Annotated in this window: 29 protein-coding genes; 3 read left to right on the top strand and 26 right to left on the bottom strand. The window is 62.6% G+C overall.

The window, feature by feature from the left end:
- Positions 1-31 precede the first annotated feature (31 nt).
- From rplQ to AC1DES_RS02255, 7 genes are all read right to left on the bottom strand, one after another.
- On the bottom strand, positions 32-598 hold the full coding sequence (gene rplQ, locus AC1DES_RS02285) for a 50S ribosomal protein L17 (RefSeq protein WP_476894040.1): 567 nt from the start codon (positions 596-598) through the stop codon (positions 32-34).
- Positions 599-675: 77 nt separating this feature from the next.
- A complete protein-coding gene (locus AC1DES_RS02280; protein ID WP_018773683.1) occupies positions 676-1,686 on the bottom strand; it encodes a DNA-directed RNA polymerase subunit alpha in 1,011 nt (336 codons plus the stop codon).
- 133 nt (positions 1,687-1,819) lie between these two features.
- Entirely contained in the window at positions 1,820-2,221 is a 402-nt protein-coding gene (rpsK, locus tag AC1DES_RS02275; protein ID WP_018773682.1) for a 30S ribosomal protein S11, read from the bottom strand.
- Between the two features lie 52 nt (positions 2,222-2,273).
- Complete coding sequence (gene rpsM / locus AC1DES_RS02270; protein ID WP_028275004.1) at positions 2,274-2,648, bottom strand: 30S ribosomal protein S13; 375 nt, start codon at positions 2,646-2,648, stop codon at positions 2,274-2,276.
- A 183-nt stretch (positions 2,649-2,831) separates the two neighbouring features.
- Complete coding sequence (gene rpmJ, locus AC1DES_RS02265) at positions 2,832-2,945, bottom strand: 50S ribosomal protein L36 (protein ID WP_009358722.1); 114 nt, start codon at positions 2,943-2,945, stop codon at positions 2,832-2,834.
- Positions 2,946-3,014: 69 nt separating this feature from the next.
- Positions 3,015-3,236, bottom strand: coding sequence for a translation initiation factor IF-1 (infA, locus tag AC1DES_RS02260; RefSeq protein ID WP_009358723.1), 222 nt, complete (start codon positions 3,234-3,236; stop codon positions 3,015-3,017).
- Between the two features lie 176 nt (positions 3,237-3,412).
- Positions 3,413-4,429, bottom strand: coding sequence for a P1 family peptidase (locus tag AC1DES_RS02255; protein WP_476894039.1), 1,017 nt, complete (start codon positions 4,427-4,429; stop codon positions 3,413-3,415).
- A gap of 291 nt (positions 4,430-4,720) precedes the next feature.
- On the opposite strand from AC1DES_RS02255, the gene AC1DES_RS02250 reads away from it, so the two are divergent.
- From AC1DES_RS02250 to AC1DES_RS02240, 3 genes are all read left to right on the top strand, one after another.
- Positions 4,721-5,671 carry a carbohydrate ABC transporter permease gene (locus tag AC1DES_RS02250; protein ID WP_476894038.1) on the top strand — a complete coding sequence of 317 codons (951 nt, stop codon included), beginning with the start codon at positions 4,721-4,723 and terminating at the stop codon, positions 5,669-5,671.
- A complete protein-coding gene (locus AC1DES_RS02245; protein WP_476894037.1) occupies positions 5,668-6,603 on the top strand; it encodes a carbohydrate ABC transporter permease in 936 nt (311 codons plus the stop codon). The genes AC1DES_RS02250 and AC1DES_RS02245 overlap by 4 nt, the downstream gene beginning before the upstream one ends.
- An 86-nt stretch (positions 6,604-6,689) precedes the next feature.
- The gene (locus AC1DES_RS02240; RefSeq protein ID WP_476894036.1) at positions 6,690-8,036 is read left to right on the top strand and encodes an ABC transporter substrate-binding protein; all 1,347 of its coding nucleotides are present in this window, start codon (positions 6,690-6,692) and stop codon (positions 8,034-8,036) included.
- A 110-nt stretch (positions 8,037-8,146) separates the two neighbouring features.
- Here the strand turns inward: AC1DES_RS02240 and map are convergent, their stop codons facing one another.
- The 19 genes from map to rplB form a co-directional block, all read right to left on the bottom strand.
- Positions 8,147-8,974 (bottom strand): type I methionyl aminopeptidase, encoded by an 828-nt coding sequence (gene map, locus AC1DES_RS02235; RefSeq protein WP_476894035.1) that lies wholly within the window; start codon positions 8,972-8,974, stop codon positions 8,147-8,149.
- A gap of 110 nt (positions 8,975-9,084) precedes the next feature.
- On the bottom strand, positions 9,085-9,654 hold the full coding sequence (locus tag AC1DES_RS02230; RefSeq protein ID WP_476894219.1) for an adenylate kinase: 570 nt from the start codon (positions 9,652-9,654) through the stop codon (positions 9,085-9,087).
- 5 nt (positions 9,655-9,659) lie between these two features.
- Complete coding sequence (gene secY, locus AC1DES_RS02225; protein WP_476894034.1) at positions 9,660-10,970, bottom strand: preprotein translocase subunit SecY; 1,311 nt, start codon at positions 10,968-10,970, stop codon at positions 9,660-9,662.
- A gap of 186 nt (positions 10,971-11,156) precedes the next feature.
- Entirely contained in the window at positions 11,157-11,651 is a 495-nt protein-coding gene (gene rplO, locus AC1DES_RS02220) for a 50S ribosomal protein L15 (protein WP_011692793.1), read from the bottom strand.
- Positions 11,652-11,858: a 50S ribosomal protein L30 gene (gene rpmD / locus AC1DES_RS02215; RefSeq protein ID WP_018773676.1), complete on the bottom strand. Its 207-nt coding sequence runs from the start codon at positions 11,856-11,858 to the stop codon at positions 11,652-11,654.
- A gap of 3 nt (positions 11,859-11,861) precedes the next feature.
- Positions 11,862-12,545: a 30S ribosomal protein S5 gene (rpsE, locus tag AC1DES_RS02210; protein ID WP_301226746.1), complete on the bottom strand. Its 684-nt coding sequence runs from the start codon at positions 12,543-12,545 to the stop codon at positions 11,862-11,864.
- A gap of 26 nt (positions 12,546-12,571) precedes the next feature.
- A complete protein-coding gene (gene rplR, locus AC1DES_RS02205) occupies positions 12,572-12,955 on the bottom strand; it encodes a 50S ribosomal protein L18 (protein ID WP_091251989.1) in 384 nt (127 codons plus the stop codon).
- A gap of 2 nt (positions 12,956-12,957) precedes the next feature.
- Entirely contained in the window at positions 12,958-13,494 is a 537-nt protein-coding gene (gene rplF, locus AC1DES_RS02200; RefSeq protein WP_476894033.1) for a 50S ribosomal protein L6, read from the bottom strand.
- 18 nt (positions 13,495-13,512) lie between these two features.
- A complete protein-coding gene (gene rpsH / locus AC1DES_RS02195; protein WP_018773673.1) occupies positions 13,513-13,911 on the bottom strand; it encodes a 30S ribosomal protein S8 in 399 nt (132 codons plus the stop codon).
- 96 nt (positions 13,912-14,007) lie between these two features.
- Positions 14,008-14,589, bottom strand: a complete 582-nt coding sequence (rplE, locus tag AC1DES_RS02190) for a 50S ribosomal protein L5 (protein ID WP_476894032.1) — start codon at positions 14,587-14,589, stop codon at positions 14,008-14,010.
- Complete coding sequence (gene rplX, locus AC1DES_RS02185; RefSeq protein ID WP_476894031.1) at positions 14,589-14,948, bottom strand: 50S ribosomal protein L24; 360 nt, start codon at positions 14,946-14,948, stop codon at positions 14,589-14,591. The genes rplE and rplX overlap by 1 nt, the downstream gene beginning before the upstream one ends.
- Positions 14,949-14,951: 3 nt before the next feature.
- Positions 14,952-15,320, bottom strand: coding sequence for a 50S ribosomal protein L14 (rplN, locus tag AC1DES_RS02180; RefSeq protein ID WP_003803789.1), 369 nt, complete (start codon positions 15,318-15,320; stop codon positions 14,952-14,954).
- Positions 15,321-15,852: 532 nt separating this feature from the next.
- A complete protein-coding gene (gene rpsQ, locus AC1DES_RS02175) occupies positions 15,853-16,161 on the bottom strand; it encodes a 30S ribosomal protein S17 (protein ID WP_476894030.1) in 309 nt (102 codons plus the stop codon).
- Positions 16,158-16,487: a 50S ribosomal protein L29 gene (rpmC, locus tag AC1DES_RS02170; protein WP_476894029.1), complete on the bottom strand. Its 330-nt coding sequence runs from the start codon at positions 16,485-16,487 to the stop codon at positions 16,158-16,160. Before rpmC ends, rpsQ begins: the two co-directional genes overlap by 4 nt.
- 2 nt (positions 16,488-16,489) lie before the next feature.
- Positions 16,490-16,906, bottom strand: a complete 417-nt coding sequence (gene rplP / locus AC1DES_RS02165) for a 50S ribosomal protein L16 (protein WP_123257072.1) — start codon at positions 16,904-16,906, stop codon at positions 16,490-16,492.
- A complete protein-coding gene (gene rpsC, locus AC1DES_RS02160; RefSeq protein ID WP_354169337.1) occupies positions 16,907-17,740 on the bottom strand; it encodes a 30S ribosomal protein S3 in 834 nt (277 codons plus the stop codon).
- The gene (gene rplV, locus AC1DES_RS02155; RefSeq protein ID WP_003803798.1) at positions 17,741-18,106 is read right to left on the bottom strand and encodes a 50S ribosomal protein L22; all 366 of its coding nucleotides are present in this window, start codon (positions 18,104-18,106) and stop codon (positions 17,741-17,743) included.
- A gap of 38 nt (positions 18,107-18,144) precedes the next feature.
- A complete protein-coding gene (gene rpsS / locus AC1DES_RS02150) occupies positions 18,145-18,426 on the bottom strand; it encodes a 30S ribosomal protein S19 (RefSeq protein ID WP_018773666.1) in 282 nt (93 codons plus the stop codon).
- 12 nt (positions 18,427-18,438) lie between these two features.
- Positions 18,439-19,278, bottom strand: coding sequence for a 50S ribosomal protein L2 (gene rplB, locus AC1DES_RS02145; RefSeq protein ID WP_476894028.1), 840 nt, complete (start codon positions 19,276-19,278; stop codon positions 18,439-18,441).
- Positions 19,279-19,282 lie beyond the last annotated feature (4 nt).

Here is a 19,282-nt window from a genome sequence, read left to right as displayed (position 1 = left end):
AGACTTAAGTCTATGCGAAGAAATCAGCGAATTACTTCGCGTCCTTCTCCGAGGCGGCGGCTGCTTCCTCGGCAACCGGAGCCTCTTCGGTAGCTGCAGCTTCAGTCTCAACGACCTCAGCCTCAGGAGCCTCTTCGGTCTCGGCAACCGGAGCTGCCTCGGCCTTCTCGGCGTCCTTCTTCTCAGCGTCCCGCTGTGCAGCGGAAGTAGCCTCGGCTACCACGGCCTGCTTGGCGGAAACCGGCTCGAGAACCAGTTCGATGACAGCCATGGGAGCGTTGTCGCCCTTGCGGTTGCCGATCTTGGTGATGCGGGTGTAACCGCCGTTGCGGTTCTCCACTGCCTGTGCAATGTCGGTGAACAGCTCGTGGACGATGCCCTTGTCGCTGATCAGGCCGAGTACACGACGGCGGGAAGCCAGGTCGCCACGCTTGGCGAAGGTCACCAGGCGCTCAGCGTAAGGCTTCAGTCGCTTGGCCTTGGTCACCGTGGTGGTGATCCGCTTGTGCTCGAAGAGCGCGGCGGACAGGTTCGCGAGCATAAGACGCTCGTGAGCCGCTCCGCCTCCGAGGCGCGGACCCTTAGCGGGTGTAGGCATAATAGTTTCTCCTCATGTGGAAGCCGGTGGGTTGCGCACGCCAGGGTGCATCGGGCCCGCCGGCCAAGATCTGTTTGTTAGAGCTCGTCGTCGCTGAAAGCGGCGTCGTCCTCTTCGATGGCTGCGGCACGTGCTGCGAGGTCGAATCCGGGAGGAGAGTCCTTGAGGGACAGTCCCAGTTCCACCAGCTTCGCCTTGACCTCGTCAATGGACTTCGCACCGAAGTTACGGATATCCATGAGGTCAGCCTCGGAGCGGGCAACGAGTTCACCCACGGTGTGGATGCCCTCACGCTTGAGGCAGTTGTAGGAACGGACGGTGAGGTCCAGATCCTCGATCGGCAGTGCCATGTCGGCTGCCAGGGCAGCGTCCGTCGGCGACGGGCCAATCTCGATACCTTCAGCTGCGGTGTTCAGCTCGCGAGCCAGACCGAACAGTTCCACCAGGGTGGTACCTGCCGAAGCAACAGCATCGCGCGGGGCGATGGCCTGCTTGGTCTCGACGTCGACAATCAGCTTGTCGAAGTCAGTGCGCTGCTCAACACGGGTAGCTTCCACGCGGAAAGTAACCTTCAGGACCGGCGAGTAGATCGAGTCGACCGGGATGCGGCCGATCTCGGAGTCGCCGGACTTGTTCTGAGCTGCCGAAACGTAGCCGCGGCCTCGCTCGATGGTCAGTTCGAGTTCGAACTTGCCCTTCGAGTTCAGCGTGGCAATGTGCAGATCCGGGTTGTGGAATTCGACGCCGGCCGGCGGAGCGATGTCCGCGGCGGTGACGACTCCCGGGCCCTGCTTGCGCAGGTACGCAACAACCGGCTCGTCGTGCTCGGAGGAAACCGACAGGTTCTTGATGTTCAGGATGATCTCAGTGACATCTTCCTTGACACCCGGGACCGTGGTGAACTCGTGCAGCACGCCATCGATCCGGATGCTCGTTACAGAGGCACCGGGGATGGAGGAGAGCAGGGTACGGCGGAGGGAGTTTCCGAGGGTGTACCCGAAGCCCGGCTCAAGCGGTTCAATGATGAACCGGGAGCGGTTTTCGGAGACGACCTCTTCGGAGAGGGTGGGGCGCTGTGCAATGAGCACTTAGGTTTCCTTTCGGCGAGCATCCGCTATATGACGCAACACAGGTGGTGGAAAGATCGGTCTAAAGTCTTAACGCGGCCGGGCCTGCCCGGACCCGTGAGGGTCCGGGCAAGCTCCTGAGCGCTGGAAAGCCTTAGACGCGGCGGCGCTTGGGCGGACGGCAGCCGTTGTGGGCGCTGGGGGTTACATCCTGGATGGATCCAACCTCGAGGCCAGCGGCCTGCAGTGAGCGGATTGCGGTCTCGCGTCCGGAACCCGGTCCCTTGACGAACACGTCAACCTTGCGCATGCCGTGCTCCTGTGCACGCTTCGCGGCGGCCTCGGCAGCCATCTGGGCAGCGAACGGGGTGGACTTGCGCGAGCCCTTGAAGCCAACCTCGCCGGACGAAGCCCAGGAGATGACAGCACCGTTCGGATCCGTGATGGAAACGATGGTGTTGTTAAAGGTGCTCTTGATGTGCGCCTGGCCCAGCGCGATATTCTTCTTGTCCTTCTTACGCGGCTTGCGAACCGCGCCACGAGTCTTCGGGGGCATTTTTTCTCCTACAGAAAGTTATCGGGGGTAGGCCGAGTTAATCCCTCAGGGATTAACGGGCCTTCTTCTTGCCTGCGACGGTGCGCTTCGGGCCCTTGCGGGTACGCGCGTTCGTCTTCGTACGCTGTCCGCGCACTGGCAGGCCCTTGCGGTGGCGAATACCTTCGTAGCTGCCGATCTCAACCTTGCGGCGGATGTCAGCGGCTACCTCGCGGCGAAGGTCACCCTCAACCTTGTAGTTGCCTTCAATGTAGTCACGCAGCTCAACCAGCTGTGCGTCCGTCAGGTCCTTGACCCGAACGTCCGCGCTGATGCCGGTGGCAGCCAGGGTTTCGTGTGCACGGGTCTTGCCCACGCCGTAGATGTAAGTAAGCGCAATTTCCAACCGCTTTTCGCGGGGAATGTCTACGCCAGCGAGACGAGCCATAGAGGCAGTGCTCCTTGAATAAACCGGAGGTCGTAGGCAGTACACCCGCACGTTGCGTGCGGCCCCAGCCTCCGACCGGGGGTTAGCTGTCCGGACTCGTTCTAGCTCAGTGTCCCAAATCAGCTTGTGCTGCCTTTTATTTACTTGCGTGGGTTAGCAACCCAGGATTTCCCGAAGGGGAAATTAGCCCTGGCGCTGCTTGTGGCGCGGGTTCTCGCAGATCACCATGACCCGGCCATTACGGCGGATCACTTTGCACTTTTCGCAGATCTGCTTGACGCTCGGCTTGACCTTCATGGCGTTCCTTTGCGTGTTGCAGTTGGTCAGCTGGACCGGCCTTCGGCTGTTGCTCTGGCCGCCCAGTGTTTACTTGTAGCGGTAGACGATACGACCACGTGTCAGGTCGTACGGGCTCAGCTCCACCACTACCCGGTCCTCAGGGAGAATCCTGATGTAGTGCTGGCGCATCTTTCCAGAGATGTGTGCCAGAACGATGTGCTTGTTGGTGAGCTCAACGCGAAACATCGCATTAGGCAGCGCCTCAGTCACAACGCCCTCGATCTCAATGACCCCGTCCTTCTTGGCCATACCCTCCGCTAACTGTTGTTGCCGCCGCCTCCCGGTTTGCACCGGTCATGACTGCGGACGTTTTTGATTGATTGGCTGATGCCTCCCGGCCACAAAAGGGCACAACAGGGCAGACAACCAACAGACAACATTACGCCATTCAGGCGCGATTGTTAAATCCAGCAATCGTAGCGCACTCAGCCCCCGTACGCATCTAAGGCCAGCGCCGGCGTGACCACGGCCTCGGCGCTGGCGATTCCGTCCAGGATGGCCAGGCGGACTACGTCGGCTGCCGCGCTTTGCAGGGTGATCAGGCTCAGTTGCCGCGCGGCTTCGGTGCTGCGGTCCAGCGCGACGGTGCAGGTCGCCAGGGTGAAGACGGTGTCCCCGTCCGCCAGGGTATGGCTCGGATCAAGCGCCCGGGCCAGTCCGGCATGGGCCGCCGACGCCGTCCGCTTGCACTCGGCCTTGTCCAGGACCGCGTTCGTGGCGACGACGACGAGGGTGGTGTTCAGTGCCGGTGGCTCTGTCGAGCTAACGCCGCCGTTCCCGGCTTTCGCCTCAACAACCGCAACCCTCTGCGCGCTCGCTCGTTCCTCGCTTAGACGCACGCTGCCGGGTTCCGGCCGCTGCGGCGATGTGCCAAAAGGCAATCCAAGCGCATTCACCACGGCGATGGCACCGACCACCACCCCGTTGTCTAATGTAATGGAGGCTGTGCCCACTCCTCCCTTGAACCGGCCCCGGCCGATCGCCGCTCCGGTGCCGGCGCCGACGTTGCCGCGCCCGACATCGTGCCCTTCTGCCTGGGCGGCGGCCGCGGCCGTGGCCGCATAGCCCATGGCCGCATCCGGGCGGGCGGAAAAATCGCCCCCGCGGCCCAGGTCAAAGATCGCGGCGGCCGGAACGATCGGAACGACGCCGCCGGGAACGGCGAATCCCCGGCCGTTCTCCTCGCACCAGCGCTGGGCACCGTGTGCCGCGGCCAGGCCGAAGGCGCTCCCGCCGGTGAGGACCACGGCGTCCACGGCAGAAGTCAGCGTGGTCGGATCCAGCGCATCGGTCTCGTGGGTGCCCGGGCCGCCTCCCCGGACGTCGACGGAGCCAATCGTGCCCGGCGGCGGAAGCACCACGGTCACGCCGGTCAGCCACCCGCCGTCGGACTTGTGAACGTGCCCCACGCGAAGGCCGGCTACATCCGTAATCGCAGTCATGGCTCCATTGTGCGCCCGCCGGCGCCGCGGACCCGGCTGATGCCTGCATTTCCGGTGTTGCAGATGCCTCCGGCGCGAATTGCGTGCGGCCCCTAGCACCAAAGCCACATCAAAGGCAAACGTTGTGTAATACTGCAACGAACAATTGGTTAACGGGCAGGGAAGCCTGACAAAACAAAGCCCCGACCGGGTCTTGTGCGGGGTTCCGCCCACTGAGTGTGTGGTGAAGTGAAGTAGATCCCCCGCCCATCCGCCTGCCACTGGCAGGCCCGGATCCCGTTAGAGACCCGAATGACTCGACAACTTACAGACAGTCCGCCGGCCACGGTGGACGCTGCCGCGGCCATCCGGCGCCGGGCACGCTGGTCCGTCAGGACCCGCCGGGACTTCTTCGTCTTCCTGGCCCTGGCACTGCCAAATCTTGCGCTGATAGCGGTCTTCACCTACCTCCCGCTCATCAACAACATCTACTACTCCACCCTGGACTGGACCCTGGGCTCCGCGTCGGCCACCGTGGTCGGATTCGAGAACTACATCACGTTCTTCACGAGCTCCGATGCGCCCGAGGTTCTCGGGACGACGGCGGTCTTTACGGTAGTCACGGTCGGCGGCTCGATGGTGCTCGGCCTCCTGGTTGCCCTGGCGCTGAACTCCAAGGTCCGCGGCACCACCTTTGCCCGGTCAGCCGTCTTTGCACCGTATGTGCTCAGCGGCGTCGGCGTCGGCCTCGTCTGGCTCTTCATCTTCGACCCCGGCTACGGTGTGCTCTCGTGGCTGCTGCGCGGCATCGGACAGCAAAGTCCGCAGTGGATCAACGATCCCCAGCTGTCGCTGGCCATGGTGATCATCGTCTACGTATGGAAGAACCTGGGCTACTGCGCGGTCGTGTACCTGGCCGGCCTGCAGTCGCTGCCGCAGGACGTCATGGAAGCGGCTTCCCTCGACGGTGCCAGCGGCTTCCGCCGGTTTGTCAACATGGCCGTCCCGCTGTTGTCGCCCACCACATTCTTCCTGCTCATCACCACCATGATCAGTTCCCTGCAGGCCTTCGACCTGATCCGGATCATGACCCCGCTGGGCAACGGCACCAGCACGCTGATCTATGAGGCCTATCTCCAGGCCTTCGGCGCATTCAACCGTGCCGGTTACTCGGCGTCCATCTCCGTGGTGCTCTTCGCCATCCTGCTCATCATCACCGTGCTCCAGTTGCGGTTCGTCGAACGGAAGGTGCACTACTCTTGAGCACGCTATCCCCGGTCAGCCCGGATCCCGCTGCCAATGCCGGACCGGCTTCCGCTCCCGACGCCGGGCCCGGCGCGCCGCGGCGCACCGGCCCGTTCTCCCGCGCCAACCTGGTCCAGACGATCGCCGGCGGCTACATTCCCCTGATCCTGGCGACGCTGGTGGTCTTCCTGCCCTTGCTGTGGATGCTCCTGAGCTCTTTCAAGCAGCCCGGAGAGATCGTCACGACGGACCTGAAGATCCTGCCCGGAAGCCTGAACCTGGAGAACTACCACGTCGCCATGACCACGGTGCCGTTCGCCAGGTTCTTCCTCAACAGCCTGATCGTAACCACTGTGGGTGCCACCGTGAAGGTAATCCTGGCCATCCTCACGGCCTACGCGCTGGTGTTCGTGCGGTTCCCGTTCAAGAACGTCATCTTCGTCGTCATCCTTGTGGCCCTCATGGTGCCCCCGCAGGTATCCATCCTGCCCAACTACATCCTGATCGCTGGCATGGGCGGGAAGAACACCCTGTGGGGGATCATCCTGCCCGGGTTGGGCACCGCGTTCGGCACCTTCCTGCTGCGCCAGCACTTCATGACGCTGCCCGGCTCCATCCTTGAGGCTGCCGAGATTGACGGCGCCGGGCATTGGCGGCGTCTCTGGCAGGTTGTGGCACCGGTATCCGTGCCCTCGATCGCGACGGTTGCCCTGGTCACCGTAGTGAGTGAGTGGAACGACTACATCTGGCCGCTCATCATCACAGACCGCCCCGAGACCATGACGCTGCCGGTGGGCCTTACCCTGCTGCAGAACTCGGAAGGCAACGGGTCCGGCTGGGGCATCCTCATGGCCGGCGCCATGCTCGTGATCGTCCCCATCCTCCTGGTGTTCGCCGCCCTGCAGCGCTATATCGTGGCGGGCCTGACCCAGGGCAGCGTCACCGGATGACGGTCCCGCCGGCCGTGTCCGGCACGACCAGCCCCCTGTTTTATCTCCACCGATATTAAACGAGTCAGCATCTTGAGAGGATCCACATGGCTATGAATCTGGACCGCAGGCATTTCCTGGGAATGGCCGGCCTCACCGCGGGCGCGGCAGCCCTGGCGGCATGCGGCGGCCCCTCCACCGGGGGTTCCGCGGACGCTACGAAGGCCGCGGATATTGATTTCACCGGCGTCAAACCGGCCGCCTCAATCGACTTCTGGACCAGCCACCCGGGACAGTCCCAGGACGTCGAAAAGGCCATCATCGACAAGTTCCAGGCGAAGTTCCCGGACATCAAGGTCAACCTCGTGACCGCCGGCGCCAACTACGAGGAAATCGCCCAGAAGTTCCAGACCTCCCAGGCAGCGAAGTCCGCCCTGCCGGGCCTCGTGGTGCTCTCCGACGTGTGGTGGTTCCGCTACTACACCAACGGCAACATCATCCCCCTTGACGGCCTGATCAAGCAGCTCGACGTCAAGATGGACGACTTCCAGAAGTCCCTCGTTGCGGACTACCAGTACGCCGGCAAGCAGTGGGCCCTCCCCTATGGCCGTTCCACCCCGCTGTTCTACTACAACAAGGACCATTTCAAGGCCGCCGGGCTGCCGGACCGTGCCCCCAAGACCTGGCAGGAGTTTGGCGAGTGGGCCCCGAAGCTCAAGGCCAGCTCCGGCGCCAAGTACGCGTACATCTACCCGGCCCTGGCCGGCTACGCCGGCTGGACCCTGCAGAACAACCTATGGGGCTGGGGTGGCAGCTGGTCCAATGAGTGGACCATCAACTGCGACTCCGCCGAGTCTGTCGCGGCCCTGCAGTGGGCCCAGGACTCGATCTACAAGGACGGCTGGGCAGGTGTCTCCTCCAAGGAAGCGGCCGACGACTTCTCCGCCGGCATCACCTCCACGACCATCTCTTCGACGGGTTCCCTGCTTGGCGTCCTGAAGTCAGCCAAGTTTAATGTGGGCGTTGGCTTCCTGCCCGGCGGCCCGAAGCAGGAAACCAACGTCTGCCCCACCGGCGGCGCCGGGCTGGGCATTCCCAGCGGCGTGAGCAAGGAAGTGCAGCTCGCGGCTGCCACGTTCCTGAAGTTCATGACCGAACCGGAAAACACGGCTGCGTTTTCCGCGGCCACCGGCTACATGCCCACCCGTATGTCGGCGGACATGAGCGCGGTGCTGGCGAAGACCCCGCAGATCAAGACGGCGATGGACCAGCTTCCCGTGACCCACGTCCAGGACAACGCGCGCGTGTTCCTGCCCGGGGCGGACCAGGAGATGGCGAAGGCTGCGGCCAAGATCCTCACCCAGCAGGGCGACGTCAAGGCCACCATGACGGATCTCAAGGCGACCCTTGAGGGCATCTACAACAAGGACGTGAAGCCGAAGCTCAAGAGCTGACGCGCCACCCGCATCCTGGGGACACGGAAAATCCCTGGCGACACCGGAATTCGGTGGCGCCAGGGATTTTCTGCGTCGGAGGCGGATCTGGGCATCGCCGCCGTGCCGCGTCAGGGAATCGGGACCGGCACGACGCCGAGCGGAGCCAGTTTGGCGGCGCCGCCGTCGGGCGCTGAGAGCACCCAGATGCCCTTCTCATGGACCGCCACGGAGTGCTCCCACTGGCAGGACCGCTGGCCGTCGGTGGTGACCACGGTCCAGTCGTCCGCCAGGACGGCCGTCTCGATGCTTCCGCGCACCAGCATGGGTTCGATCGCCAGGCACAGTCCCGGACGGATCTTCGGCCCGCGGTGGCTGGTGCGGTAGTTCAGGACGTCAGGCGCCATGTGCATCTGCGAACCAATGCCGTGCCCCACGTAGTCCTCCAGGATCCCGAGCGGCTTGCCGGGAACGGAGGAGACGTAGTCGTCAACCGCGTTGCCGATATCACCGACGAACTTGCCCGTGGCGAGGGCTGCGATGCCGTGCCACATGGCCGCCTCGGTTACCTCGGAGAGCCGCTGGTCTTCGGGATCGGCGGTGCCCACGATCACGGTGCGTGCGGAATCGGAGTGCCAGCCGTCAAGGATCGCACCGCCGTCGATTGAAATGATGTCGCCGTCCTTCAGCACGCGGTCGCCGGGAATGCCGTGCACAACTTCTTCATTGACCGAGGTGCAGATCGTTGCCGGGAAGTCGTGGTAGCCGAGGAAGTTGGACGTGGCGCCCGCTTCCTTGAGCACGGCGGCGAACACCGCGTCGAGGTCGCGGGTGGTCTTGCCGGGTGCGGCCGCCGCGACTGCGGCGTCGAGGGCGCGGCTGAGGACCAGCCCGGCCTCGTGCATGGTGTGCATCTGGGCGTTGGTCTTGTATTCGATGCGCGGCTGGCCGAATGCCATCTGCAGATTCCTTTCGGTGGGGCCGCCTGCCCGGGGGGAAGGTACGCGGCCGAAATGGCTGAGGCCCCTCCCGGTGGTCCGGGAGGGGCCTCAAATGTCGGGGGCCGGGATCAGGCGGCCTGGGCCTCTTTGATGGCCTGCATGACGCGGTCGGTGACCTCGTCGATGGCGCCGATGCCATCAACGCGGGTCAGGATGCCACGGTCGGCGTACTTGGCCACTACCGCTTCCGTCTGGCCGTGGTACAGGTCAAGCCGGTGGCGGATGACGGCCTCGTTGTCGTCGCTGCGTCCGGTGTCCTTGGCGCGGCCCAACAGCCGGGCGACGAGTTCCTCGTCATCGGCCGTGAGCTGCAGGACGACGTCGAGCTTCTGGTTGCCGCCGGCAAGGATGTCGTCGAGGTAGTCCACCTGCGCGGTGGTGCGCGGGTATCCGTCCAGAAGGAAGCCGGCTTCGACGTCGTTCTCGCTGAGGCGGTCGCGGACCATCTTGTTGGTCACGCTGTCCGGAACGAAGTCGCCCGCGTCCATGTACTTCTTGGCTTCGATGCCCAAGGGCGTCTCACCCTTGACGTTGGCACGGAAGATGTCACCGGTGGAGATCGCAACGACGCCGAGGCGCTCCGAAATGCGTTCCGCCTGCGTTCCCTTGCCTGAACCGGGAGGTCCGATAATCAACATTCTCGTCATCGCAAAAGCCCTTCGTAGTGACGTTGCTGTAGCTGCGCATCAATCTGCTTCACGGTCTCCAGGCCGACGCCCACCATGATCAGGATCGAGGTGCCGCCGAACGGGAAGTTCTGGTTGGCGTTGATCAGGACCAGTGCAACCAGCGGGATCAGTGCCACGAAGCCCAAGTAGAAGGCGCCGGGCAGGGTGATCCGGGATAGGACGTACTGAAGATAATCCGCGGTCGGCTTGCCGGCGCGGATGCCCGGAATGAAGCCCCCGTACTTCTTCATGTTGTCCGAGACCTCTTCGGGGTTGAAGGTAATCGCAACATAGAAGTAGGTGAAGAACACAATCATGGCGAAATACAGCGCCATATAGATCGGGTGGTCACCCTTGGTCATGTTGTTGTTGATCCACTCGACCCACGGCTGCATCTGCTCGCCGGCCTTGGGCTGGTTGAACTGCGCGATCAGCCCGGGCAGGTACAGCATGGACGAAGCGAAGATGACGGGCACGACGCCGGCCATGTTCACCTTGATGGGGATGTAGGTGCTGGTGCCGCCGACCGTGCGGCGTCCGATCATGCGCTTGGCGTACTGCACCGGGATGCGGCGCTGGGACTGCTCCACGAAGACCACAAGGGCAACTGTGAGGAGGCCGATGACCAGGACCATGAAGAAGGTGCCCGGTCCCTGGGCCTTCCAGATGGCGCCAAGGGAGCCCGGGAAGCCTGCCGCGATGGACGTGAAGATGAGCAGGGACATGCCGTTGCCGACGCCCTTTTCCGTCACGAGCTCGCCCATCCACATGATCAGGCCGGTGCCGGCCGTCAAGGTGATGACAATCAGGATCGTGGTGATGATGCTGGCGTCCGGGATGATCGGCAGCTGGCAGTTCGGCAGCAGCTGGCCGGACCGGGCCAGGGACACGAGCGTCGTGGCGTTCAGCAGGCCGAGGGCGATCGTGAGGTAGCGGGTGTACTGCGTCAGCTTCGACTGGCCCGAGGCGCCTTCATCGTAGAGCTCCTGGAAACGGGGAATGACCACCCGGAGGAGCTGGACGATGATGCTGGCCGTGATGTACGGCATGATGCCGAGGGCAAAGATGGAGACCTGCAGCAAGGCACCGCCGCTGAACAGGTTGACGAGCTGGTAGATCCCGCCCGAGGTCTGACCGTTCTGCAAGCATTGCTGGACATTCTGGTAGCTCACACCGGGCGAGGGGATGAAGGCACCCAAGCGGAAGATTGTGATGATTCCCAGCGTGAACAACAACTTGCGTCGCAGATCAGGCGTGCGAAAGGCCCGGCCAAATGCGCTAAGCAAGCGTCCTCCTGAGTAATAAGTATAGTCGTGTGAGACAGGTCAAATAAACCCAACAACCGAGTCTAACGGGTGGATGCGCCCTGCGAACAATCGGAAGGGCCGGAAAATGAAAAAACTCCCGGTACCGGAGGCCGTGGGCCCCTGGTACCGGGAGTAACAGCTGCGGGCAATCGCCCCGCCGCCTCGTTAGAGGGCGGTGGTGCTGCCGCCTGCTGCGGCGATCTTTTCTGCGGCGCTGGCCGAAAATGCGTGGACAGTGACGTCAACCTTGACGGTGATGTCGCCGGTGCCAAGCACCTTGACGGGCTGGTTCTTGCGAACGGCACCCTTTTCGACCAGGTTCTCCACGGTGACTGCGCCACCTTCCGGGAACAGCTCGTTGAGCTTGTCCAGGTTTACGACCTGGTACTCAACCCGGAACGGGTTCTTGAAGCCGCGCAGCTTCGGCAGGCGCATGTGCAGCGGCAGCTGGCCGCCGGCAAAGCCAGCCTTGATCTGGTAGCGGGCCTTCGTACCCTTGGTACCGCGACCGGCGGTCTTACCCTTGGAACCTTCACCACGACCAACACGGGTCTTGGCGGTCTTGGCACCCGGGGCGGGACGCAGGTGGTGAACCTTCAGTGCGTTCTGCTTCTCAGCAGCGGCGCCCTGTGCCTTTTCGGCGGTGTTCTTCTCTGCCATTTACTTCGCCTCCTCTACCTTTACCAGGTGCGGAACCGTGTTGAGCATTCCGACGGTCACGGCGTCGGCGGTGCGGACAACAGTGTGTCCGATCCGCTTCAGGCCGAGGGACCGAAGGGTGTCGCGCTGGTTCTGCTTGCCGCCAATGGCGGACTTGATCTGAGTGATCTCCAACTTAGCGTCGGAGACAAGCACGTTCTTAGCCATGACTCAGACACCTGCCTTCTGGTTCAAAAGCGCCTTCACCATTGCCGGCGGGGCGATCTCGTCGAGCGGGAGGCCGCGGCGTGCTGCCACTGCTGCCGGCTCTTCGAGGCGCTTCAGCGCGTCAACGGTCGCGTGAACGATGTTGATGGCGTTCGAGGAACCGAGCGACTTGGAGAGGATGTCGTGGATGCCCACGCACTCCAGTACTGCACGGACCGGACCGCCGGCGATAACACCGGTACCGGCAGAAGCCGGACGCAGCATGACGACGCCTGCGGCGGCTTCACCCTGAACACGGTGCGGGATGGTGCTGCCGATGCGGGGAACGCGGAAGAAAGACTTCTTGGCCTCTTCGACGCCCTTCGCGATTGCGGCAGGAACTTCCTTAGCCTTGCCGTAGCCGACGCCGACCATACCGTTGCCGTCACCGACGACGACGAGGGCGGTGAAGCTGAAGCGACGACCACCCTTGACGACCTTGGAAACACGGTTGATGGTTACGACGCGCTCTACGAACTGGCTCTTTTCGGCTTCGCGGCCACCATCGCGGCCACCACGGCCACCACGGTCGCCACGGCCCTGGCCGCGGTCGCCACGCTCGCCACGACGAGCAGCGCCACCACGGGCGCCGTCGGTGGTAGCAGGCGCAGCGGTCTCAGTTGCCGGAGCAGCTACAGCTTCAGTCACCTGAATGTCCTTTTCGTTATTTTCGGTCACAGTGACAGCCCACCTTCACGGGCGCCGTCAGCAACGGCGGCGATCCGGCCGTGGTACTTGTTACCACCGCGGTCGAAGACAACAGCTTCGATACCGGCAGCCTTGGCGCGCTCGGCGACCAGTTCGCCAACGCGCTTGGCCTTGGCGGTCTTGTCACCATCGAATGCACGAAGGTCGGCTTCCAATGTGGAGGCGCTCGCTACGGTCAGGCCCTTGGTGTCATCGACAACCTGGACGAATACGTGGCGTGCGGAGCGGTTGACGACCAGACGAGGACGTACAGCCGTTCCGGAGATGCGCTTGCGGATACGAAGCTGGCGGCGGCTGCGCTGGGCAGACTTGCTCTTGTTCGTACGCTTCTTGTTAATTGCGATCGCCATGGTTACTTACCAGCCTTTCCGACCTTGCGGCGGATGACTTCGCCTGCGTAACGGATGCCCTTGCCCTTGTAGGGGTCCGGCTTCCGCAGCTTGCGAATGTTGGCAGCAACCTCGCCGACCTGCTGCTTGGAGATACCTGAAACAGAGAGCTTGGTCGGGGTCTCTACTGCAAAGGTGATGCCGTTCGGTGCCGAGACGTTGACCGGGTGGCTGTAGCCCAGAGCGAACTCCAGATCAGTTCCCTTGGCCTGGACGCGGTAACCGGTACCGACAATCTCAAGCTTCTTCTCGTAGCCTGCGGTAACACCCTGGATCATGTTGGCGATCAGGGTGCGGGTCAGGCCGTGCAGCGAACGTGAGGCGCGCTCGTCGTTCGGGCGGGCGACAGTCAGGGTGCCTTCTTCCAGGGAAACCTCGATCGGGCTGGGCACAGTGTGGCTCAGCTCGCCTTTGGAACCCTTGACGCTGACGACAGAGCCGTCAACCTTGACCTCAACGCCGGCAGGAACGGTGATGGGGAGACGTCCAATACGTGACATTATTCTCTTCCTTTCCCGTTACCAGACGTAAGCGAGGACTTCGCCGCCCACGCCCTTCTTGCCGGCCTGCTTGTCAGTCAAGAGGCCGGAAGAGGTGGACAGGATTGCGACACCCAGGCCACCGAGCACGTGCGGCAGGTTGGTGGACTTTGCGTAAACGCGCAGTCCCGGCTTGGAAATACGACGAACGCCAGCGATTGAACGCTCGCGGTTCGGACCGAACTTGAGCTCGAGGGTCAGCTTCTTGCCAACCTCCGCGTCTTCTTCTTTCCAGGAGGCGATGTAACCTTCAGCCTTCAGGATGTCGGCAACGCGTGCCTTGAGCTTGCTGTACGGCATGGTCACGGAGTCGTGGTATGCCGAGTTAGCGTTGCGCAGACGCGTAAGCATGTCTGCGACGGGATCTGTCATTGTCATGTGGGCTCTTGCCCTTCCTCATAACGGTTTCCGCCGTGCTGGTTTTTCCGAACAGAATTCGTCAAACAGCGCGGACGGACCTTTTACGTAGCTAGATTAATCTTCGGTCTTGAACGGGAAGCCAAGCGCCTTGAGCAGCGCGCGGCCTTCGTCGTCGGTCTTGGCAGTGGTCACGACGGTGATGTCCATGCCGCGAACGCGGTCGATGGAATCCTGGTCGATCTCGTGGAACATAACCTGCTCGGTCAGACCGAAGGTGTAGTTGCCGTTGCCATCGAACTGCTTGCCGCTGAGGCCACGGAAGTCACGGATACGCGGCAGTGCCAGCGTGACCAGACGGTCCAGGAATTCCCACATGCGGTCCCCACGCAGAGTTGCGTGTGCACCGATCGGCATGCCTTCGCGCAGCTTGAACTGTGCGATCGACTTGCGGGCCTTGGTTACCTGCGGCTTCTGGCCGGTGATCAGGGTCAGATCGCGGACAGCGCCGTCGATAAGCTTGGAGTCCTTGGCGGCATCTCCAACACCCATGTTCACAACGACCTTGACCAGGCGGGGAACCTGGTTGACGTTCTGGTACTTGAATTCCTCAGTCAGCGTGTTCTTGATGGAATCGGCATACTTGGTCTTCAGACGAGGAACCATCTTGCTTGCCGGAGTCTCGAGAGTCTCAGTCATTAGATGTCCTTCCCTGAGCTCTTGGCCACGCGGACGCGCACTTCACGCTTCACGCCATCGCGCTCAACGGTCTCGGTGCGGAAACCGACGCGGGTGGGCTTCTTGGTGGACGGGTCAACCAGAGCCACGTTGGAGATGTGGATCGTGGCCTCGACGACCTCGATGCCACCGGTCTTGGTGCCGCGCTGCGACTGACCGACCTTGGTGTGCTTGGTTACGCGGTTAATGCCTTCAACCAACACGCGGTTGGTGTCCGGGAATACGCGCAGAACCTTGCCCTGCTTGCCTTTGTCGCCGCCGCGCTCAGCCTTGGCGCCAGTGATGACCTGAACGAGGTCACCCTTTTTGATCTTAGCCATGGACTAGAGCACCTCCGGAGCCAGAGAAACGATCTTCATGAACTTCTTGTCGCGAAGTTCACGACCAACCGGTCCGAAGATGCGGGTACCGCGGGGGTCACCGTCGTTCTTCAGGATGACGGCTGCGTTCTCGTCAAACTTGATATAGGAACCATCCGCACGGCGGCGTTCCTTCTTGGTACGGACGATGACGGCCTTGACGACATCGCCCTTCTTTACGTTGCCGCCCGGAATTGCGTCCTTGACGGTAGCGACGATGACGTCGCCAATGCCTGCGTAGCGACGGCCAGATCCACCGAGAACGCGAATGGTAAGGATTTCCTTAGCACCCGTGTTGTCGGCGACCTTGAGTCGCGACTCCTGCTGAATCACTATTTACTCCTTGCGTCGCGCTGGTTCTCAGACCGAAAATCTTCCTACGGAATGAGCCTTGCGGAACGGTTGATCGGGGTGTCTCTTGACCTGCCTGGATTTTGCCAGACCAGGCCTAAACGCCCGTGCCAAAAACATTTGCTTCCCAGTCGGTTTCCGACGGATCGGGGCGCGTGGGGGCACTATGCCGTGGCACGATTGTTTACGAGGTTGACGACGGCGCACAAAAGGCGCCATACAAACTCAAAATCTTAGCACGCCCGGGCCTTCAGGGACGAATCGGCCGTACCACAGACAGCGGCCTCACGCACGGCGGCCACCACCGACGACGGCGTCGCGCACGGCAGCCGTTCGGGGCCGCCGCCGGGCGCCCTCCCCCGCCAGCCCGGCCGGCCGCCGTCGTCAGCGGCCTGGAAGTCTGGAGCGGGGGCCTGCACCGGTCGCCCGATACACTCCGGAACGCGGAAACCCCCGCTCCCACAAGGGGAACGGGGGTTTCAGCACAGCTCCCGTAACGGGGGCGCTGCAGGTGTTACTTGGCCTTCTCGAGGATCTCCACCAGGCGCCACCGCTTGGTAGCGGACAGCGGGCGGGTCTCGGCGAGGAGAACGAGGTCGCCGATGCCGGCGCTGTTCTCTTCGTCGTGAGCCTTGATCTTCGTGTTGCGGCGGATGACCTTGCCGTAGAGGGCGTGCTTCACGCGGTCTTCGACCTGGACAACGATGGTCTTTTCCATCTTGTCCGAGACGACATAGCCGCGCTTCGTCTTACGGTAACCGCGCTCGTCAGCCTTGGCTGCGCCGGAAACAGTTTCCGTCACGTTCTCGTCCTTTTCACTCACTTGGCGTCCTCCTCAGTCTCAGCCTCGACCGGCTTTTCAGCCTTCTTCGCTGCAGACTTCTTGGACTTCTTTTCTTCCTTGGCTTCCACAACCGGTGCGGCAACCTCGGCACGAATGCCCAGCTCGCGCTCACGGAGAACGGTGTAGATGCGGGCGATGTCCTTCTTTACCGCGCGCAGACGACCGTGGTTCTCCAGCTGACCGGTGGCGGACTGGAAACGCAGGTTGAACAGCTCTTCCTTGGCCTTACGGAGTTCTTCAACGAGTCGCTCGTTGTCGAAACCGTCCAGCTGTGCGGATGCAAGTTCCTTGGATCCTACTGCCATTTCTATTCACCACCTTCGCGACGCAGAATGCGTGCTTTCAACGGGAGCTTGTGGATTGCCAGGCGCAGTGCCTCGCGAGCAACCGATTCTTCGACACCGGAGATCTCAAAGAGAACCCGGCCCGGCTTGACGTTAGAGACCCACCATTCCGGAGAACCCTTACCGGAACCCATGCGGGTTTCGGCAGGCTTCTTCGTCAGCGGACGGTCCGGGTAGATGTTGATCCAGACCTTGCCGCCACGCTTGATGTGGCGGGTCATCGCGATACGGGCAGATTCGATCTGACGGTTCGTGACGTATGCCGGGCTCAGAGCCTGGATACCCCACTCACCGAACGAGACCTTGGTGCCGCCCGTAGCAGCGCCGGAACGACCCGGGTGGTGCTGCTTGCGGTGCTTGACTCGACGTGGGATAAGCATTTAAGCCTGTCCTCCTTCTACTGCAGGAGCAGCAGCTTCAGCGGCCGGAGCCTCTGCAGCAGGAGCTGCTTCGGCGGCCGGACGGTCAGTACGACGACGGCGGTCACCACGGTCAGCGCCGCCCGGGCGGCCCGGACGGTCGCTGGCACCACGGCCACGGGACGGAGCAGCAGCTGCCTGCTGAGCCAGTTCCTTGGCGGTGACGTCACCCTTGTAGATCCAGACCTTCACGCCGATGCGGCCGAAGGTGGTCTTGGCCTCGTAGAAGCCGTAGTCGATGTTCGCACGCAGGGTGTGCAGGGGCACACGGCCTTCGCGGTAGAACTCCGAGCGGGACATTTCTGCGCCGCCCAGTCGACCCGAGCAAGCGATACGGATGCCCTTGGCACCTGCACGCTGTGCGGACTGCATGGCCTTCTTCATCGCACGGCGGAACGCCACGCGGGAAGTCAGCTGCTCTGCAACGCCCTGGGCAACAAGCTGTGCTTCCATCTCGGGGTTCTTGACCTCGAGGATGTTCAGCTGGACCTGCTTGCCGGTGAGCTTTTCGAGCTCGCCGCGGATGCGGTCTGCTTCTGCACCGCGGCGGCCGATGACGATGCCCGGACGTGCCGTGTGGATATCCACACGGACGCGGTCACGGGTGCGCTCGATTTCGACCTTGGCGATACCGGCGCGCTCCATGCCTGTGGACATGAGCTGACGGATACGGATGTCTTCGCGGACGAAGTCCTTGTACCGCTGGCCGGCCTTGGTGCTGTCGGCGAACCAGTGCGAAACGTGATCGGTGGTGATACCGAGTCGGAACCCGTGCGGGTTAACTTTCTGTCCCACTTAGCGAGCCTCCTCTTTCTCCGGGGTAGCGACTACCACGGTGATGTGGCTCGTGCGCTTCTTGATCTGAAATGCACGACCCTGGGCACGCGGCTGGAACCGCTTCATGGTCGGGCCTTCATCAACAAACGCTTCGCTGATGATGAGGTCACCTTCGTCAAACGCCACGCCGTCGCGGTCCGCGAGGACCCGGGCGTTGGAGATTGCCGACTGAACTACCTTGAATACCGGCTCTGAAGCTGCCTGCGGGGCAAACTTCAGAATTGCCAGAGCCTCATTCGCTTGCTTACCACGAACAAGGTTGACGACGCGCCGGGCCTTCATAGGCGTTACGCGGATGTGACGCGCAATTGCCTTGGCTTCCATTGCTTTCCTTCTCTCGTCTTTGACGTAAGTGCAGGCGCCTAGCGGCGCTTGCCCTTACGGTCGTCCTTGACATGGCCGCGGAATGTCCGCGTGGGAGCGAATTCGCCGAGCTTGTGCCCGACCATCGACTCAGTGACAAACACCGGGATGTGCTTGCGTCCGTCGTGCACGGCGATCGTGTGTCCGAGCATGTCGGGGACGATCATCGAACGGCGGGACCAGGTCTTGATGACGTTCTTGGTGCCCTTTTCGTTTTCCCTGGCTACCTTTACAAAGAGGTGCTGGTCAACGAAAGGACCTTTTTTCAGGCTGCGTGGCATGTGTCCAGGCTCCTATCGCTTGTTCTTGCCAGTACGACGGCGACGAACAATAAGCTTGTCGCTCTCTTTGTTGGGACGGCGGGTGCGGCCTTCGCGCTTACCGTTCGGGTTGACGGGGTGACGTCCACCGGACGTCTTACCCTCGCCACCACCGTGCGGGTGGTCAACCGGGTTCATGGCTACACCACGGACGGTCGGGCGAACGCCCTTCCACCGCATACGGCCGGCCTTGCCCCAGTTGATGTTCGACTGCTCGGCATTGCCGACCTCGCCGATGGATGCACGGCAGCGCACGTCGACGTTGCGGATTTCGCCGGAAGGCAGTCGCAGCTGGGCGAAACGGCCTTCCTTTGCAACGAGCTGGATCGAGGCGCCTGCGGAGCGGCCCATCTTGGCGCCGCCACCCGGACGCAGTTCGACTGCGTGGATTACGGTACCGACGGGGATGTTTCGCAGCGGCAGGTTATTGCCGGGCTTGATGTCAGCGTCGGCGCCGGCTTCTACGAAGTCGCCCTGGGACAGCTTGTTCGGGGCGATGATGTAACGCTTGGTGCCATCAACGTAGTGCAGGAGAGCGATGCGAGCCGTACGGTTCGGGTCGTACTCGATTTCGGCTACGCGGGCGTTGACGCCGTCCTTGTCGTGGCGACGGAAGTCGATCAGACGGTACTGGCGCTTGTGGCCACCACCCTTGTGACGGGTCGTGATCTTACCGGAGTTGTTACGGCCGCCCTTTTTGGGCAGCGGACGTACCAACGACTTTTCCGGCGTCGACCGCGTGATTTCAGTGAAGTCCGCTACGCTCGAGCCGCGACGGCCCGGTGTAGTCGGCTTATATTTACGGATTCCCATAATT

This window comes from Arthrobacter sp. 05T442 (assembly GCF_056395945.1).
This window is presented reverse-complemented; position numbering and strand designations above follow the sequence as displayed.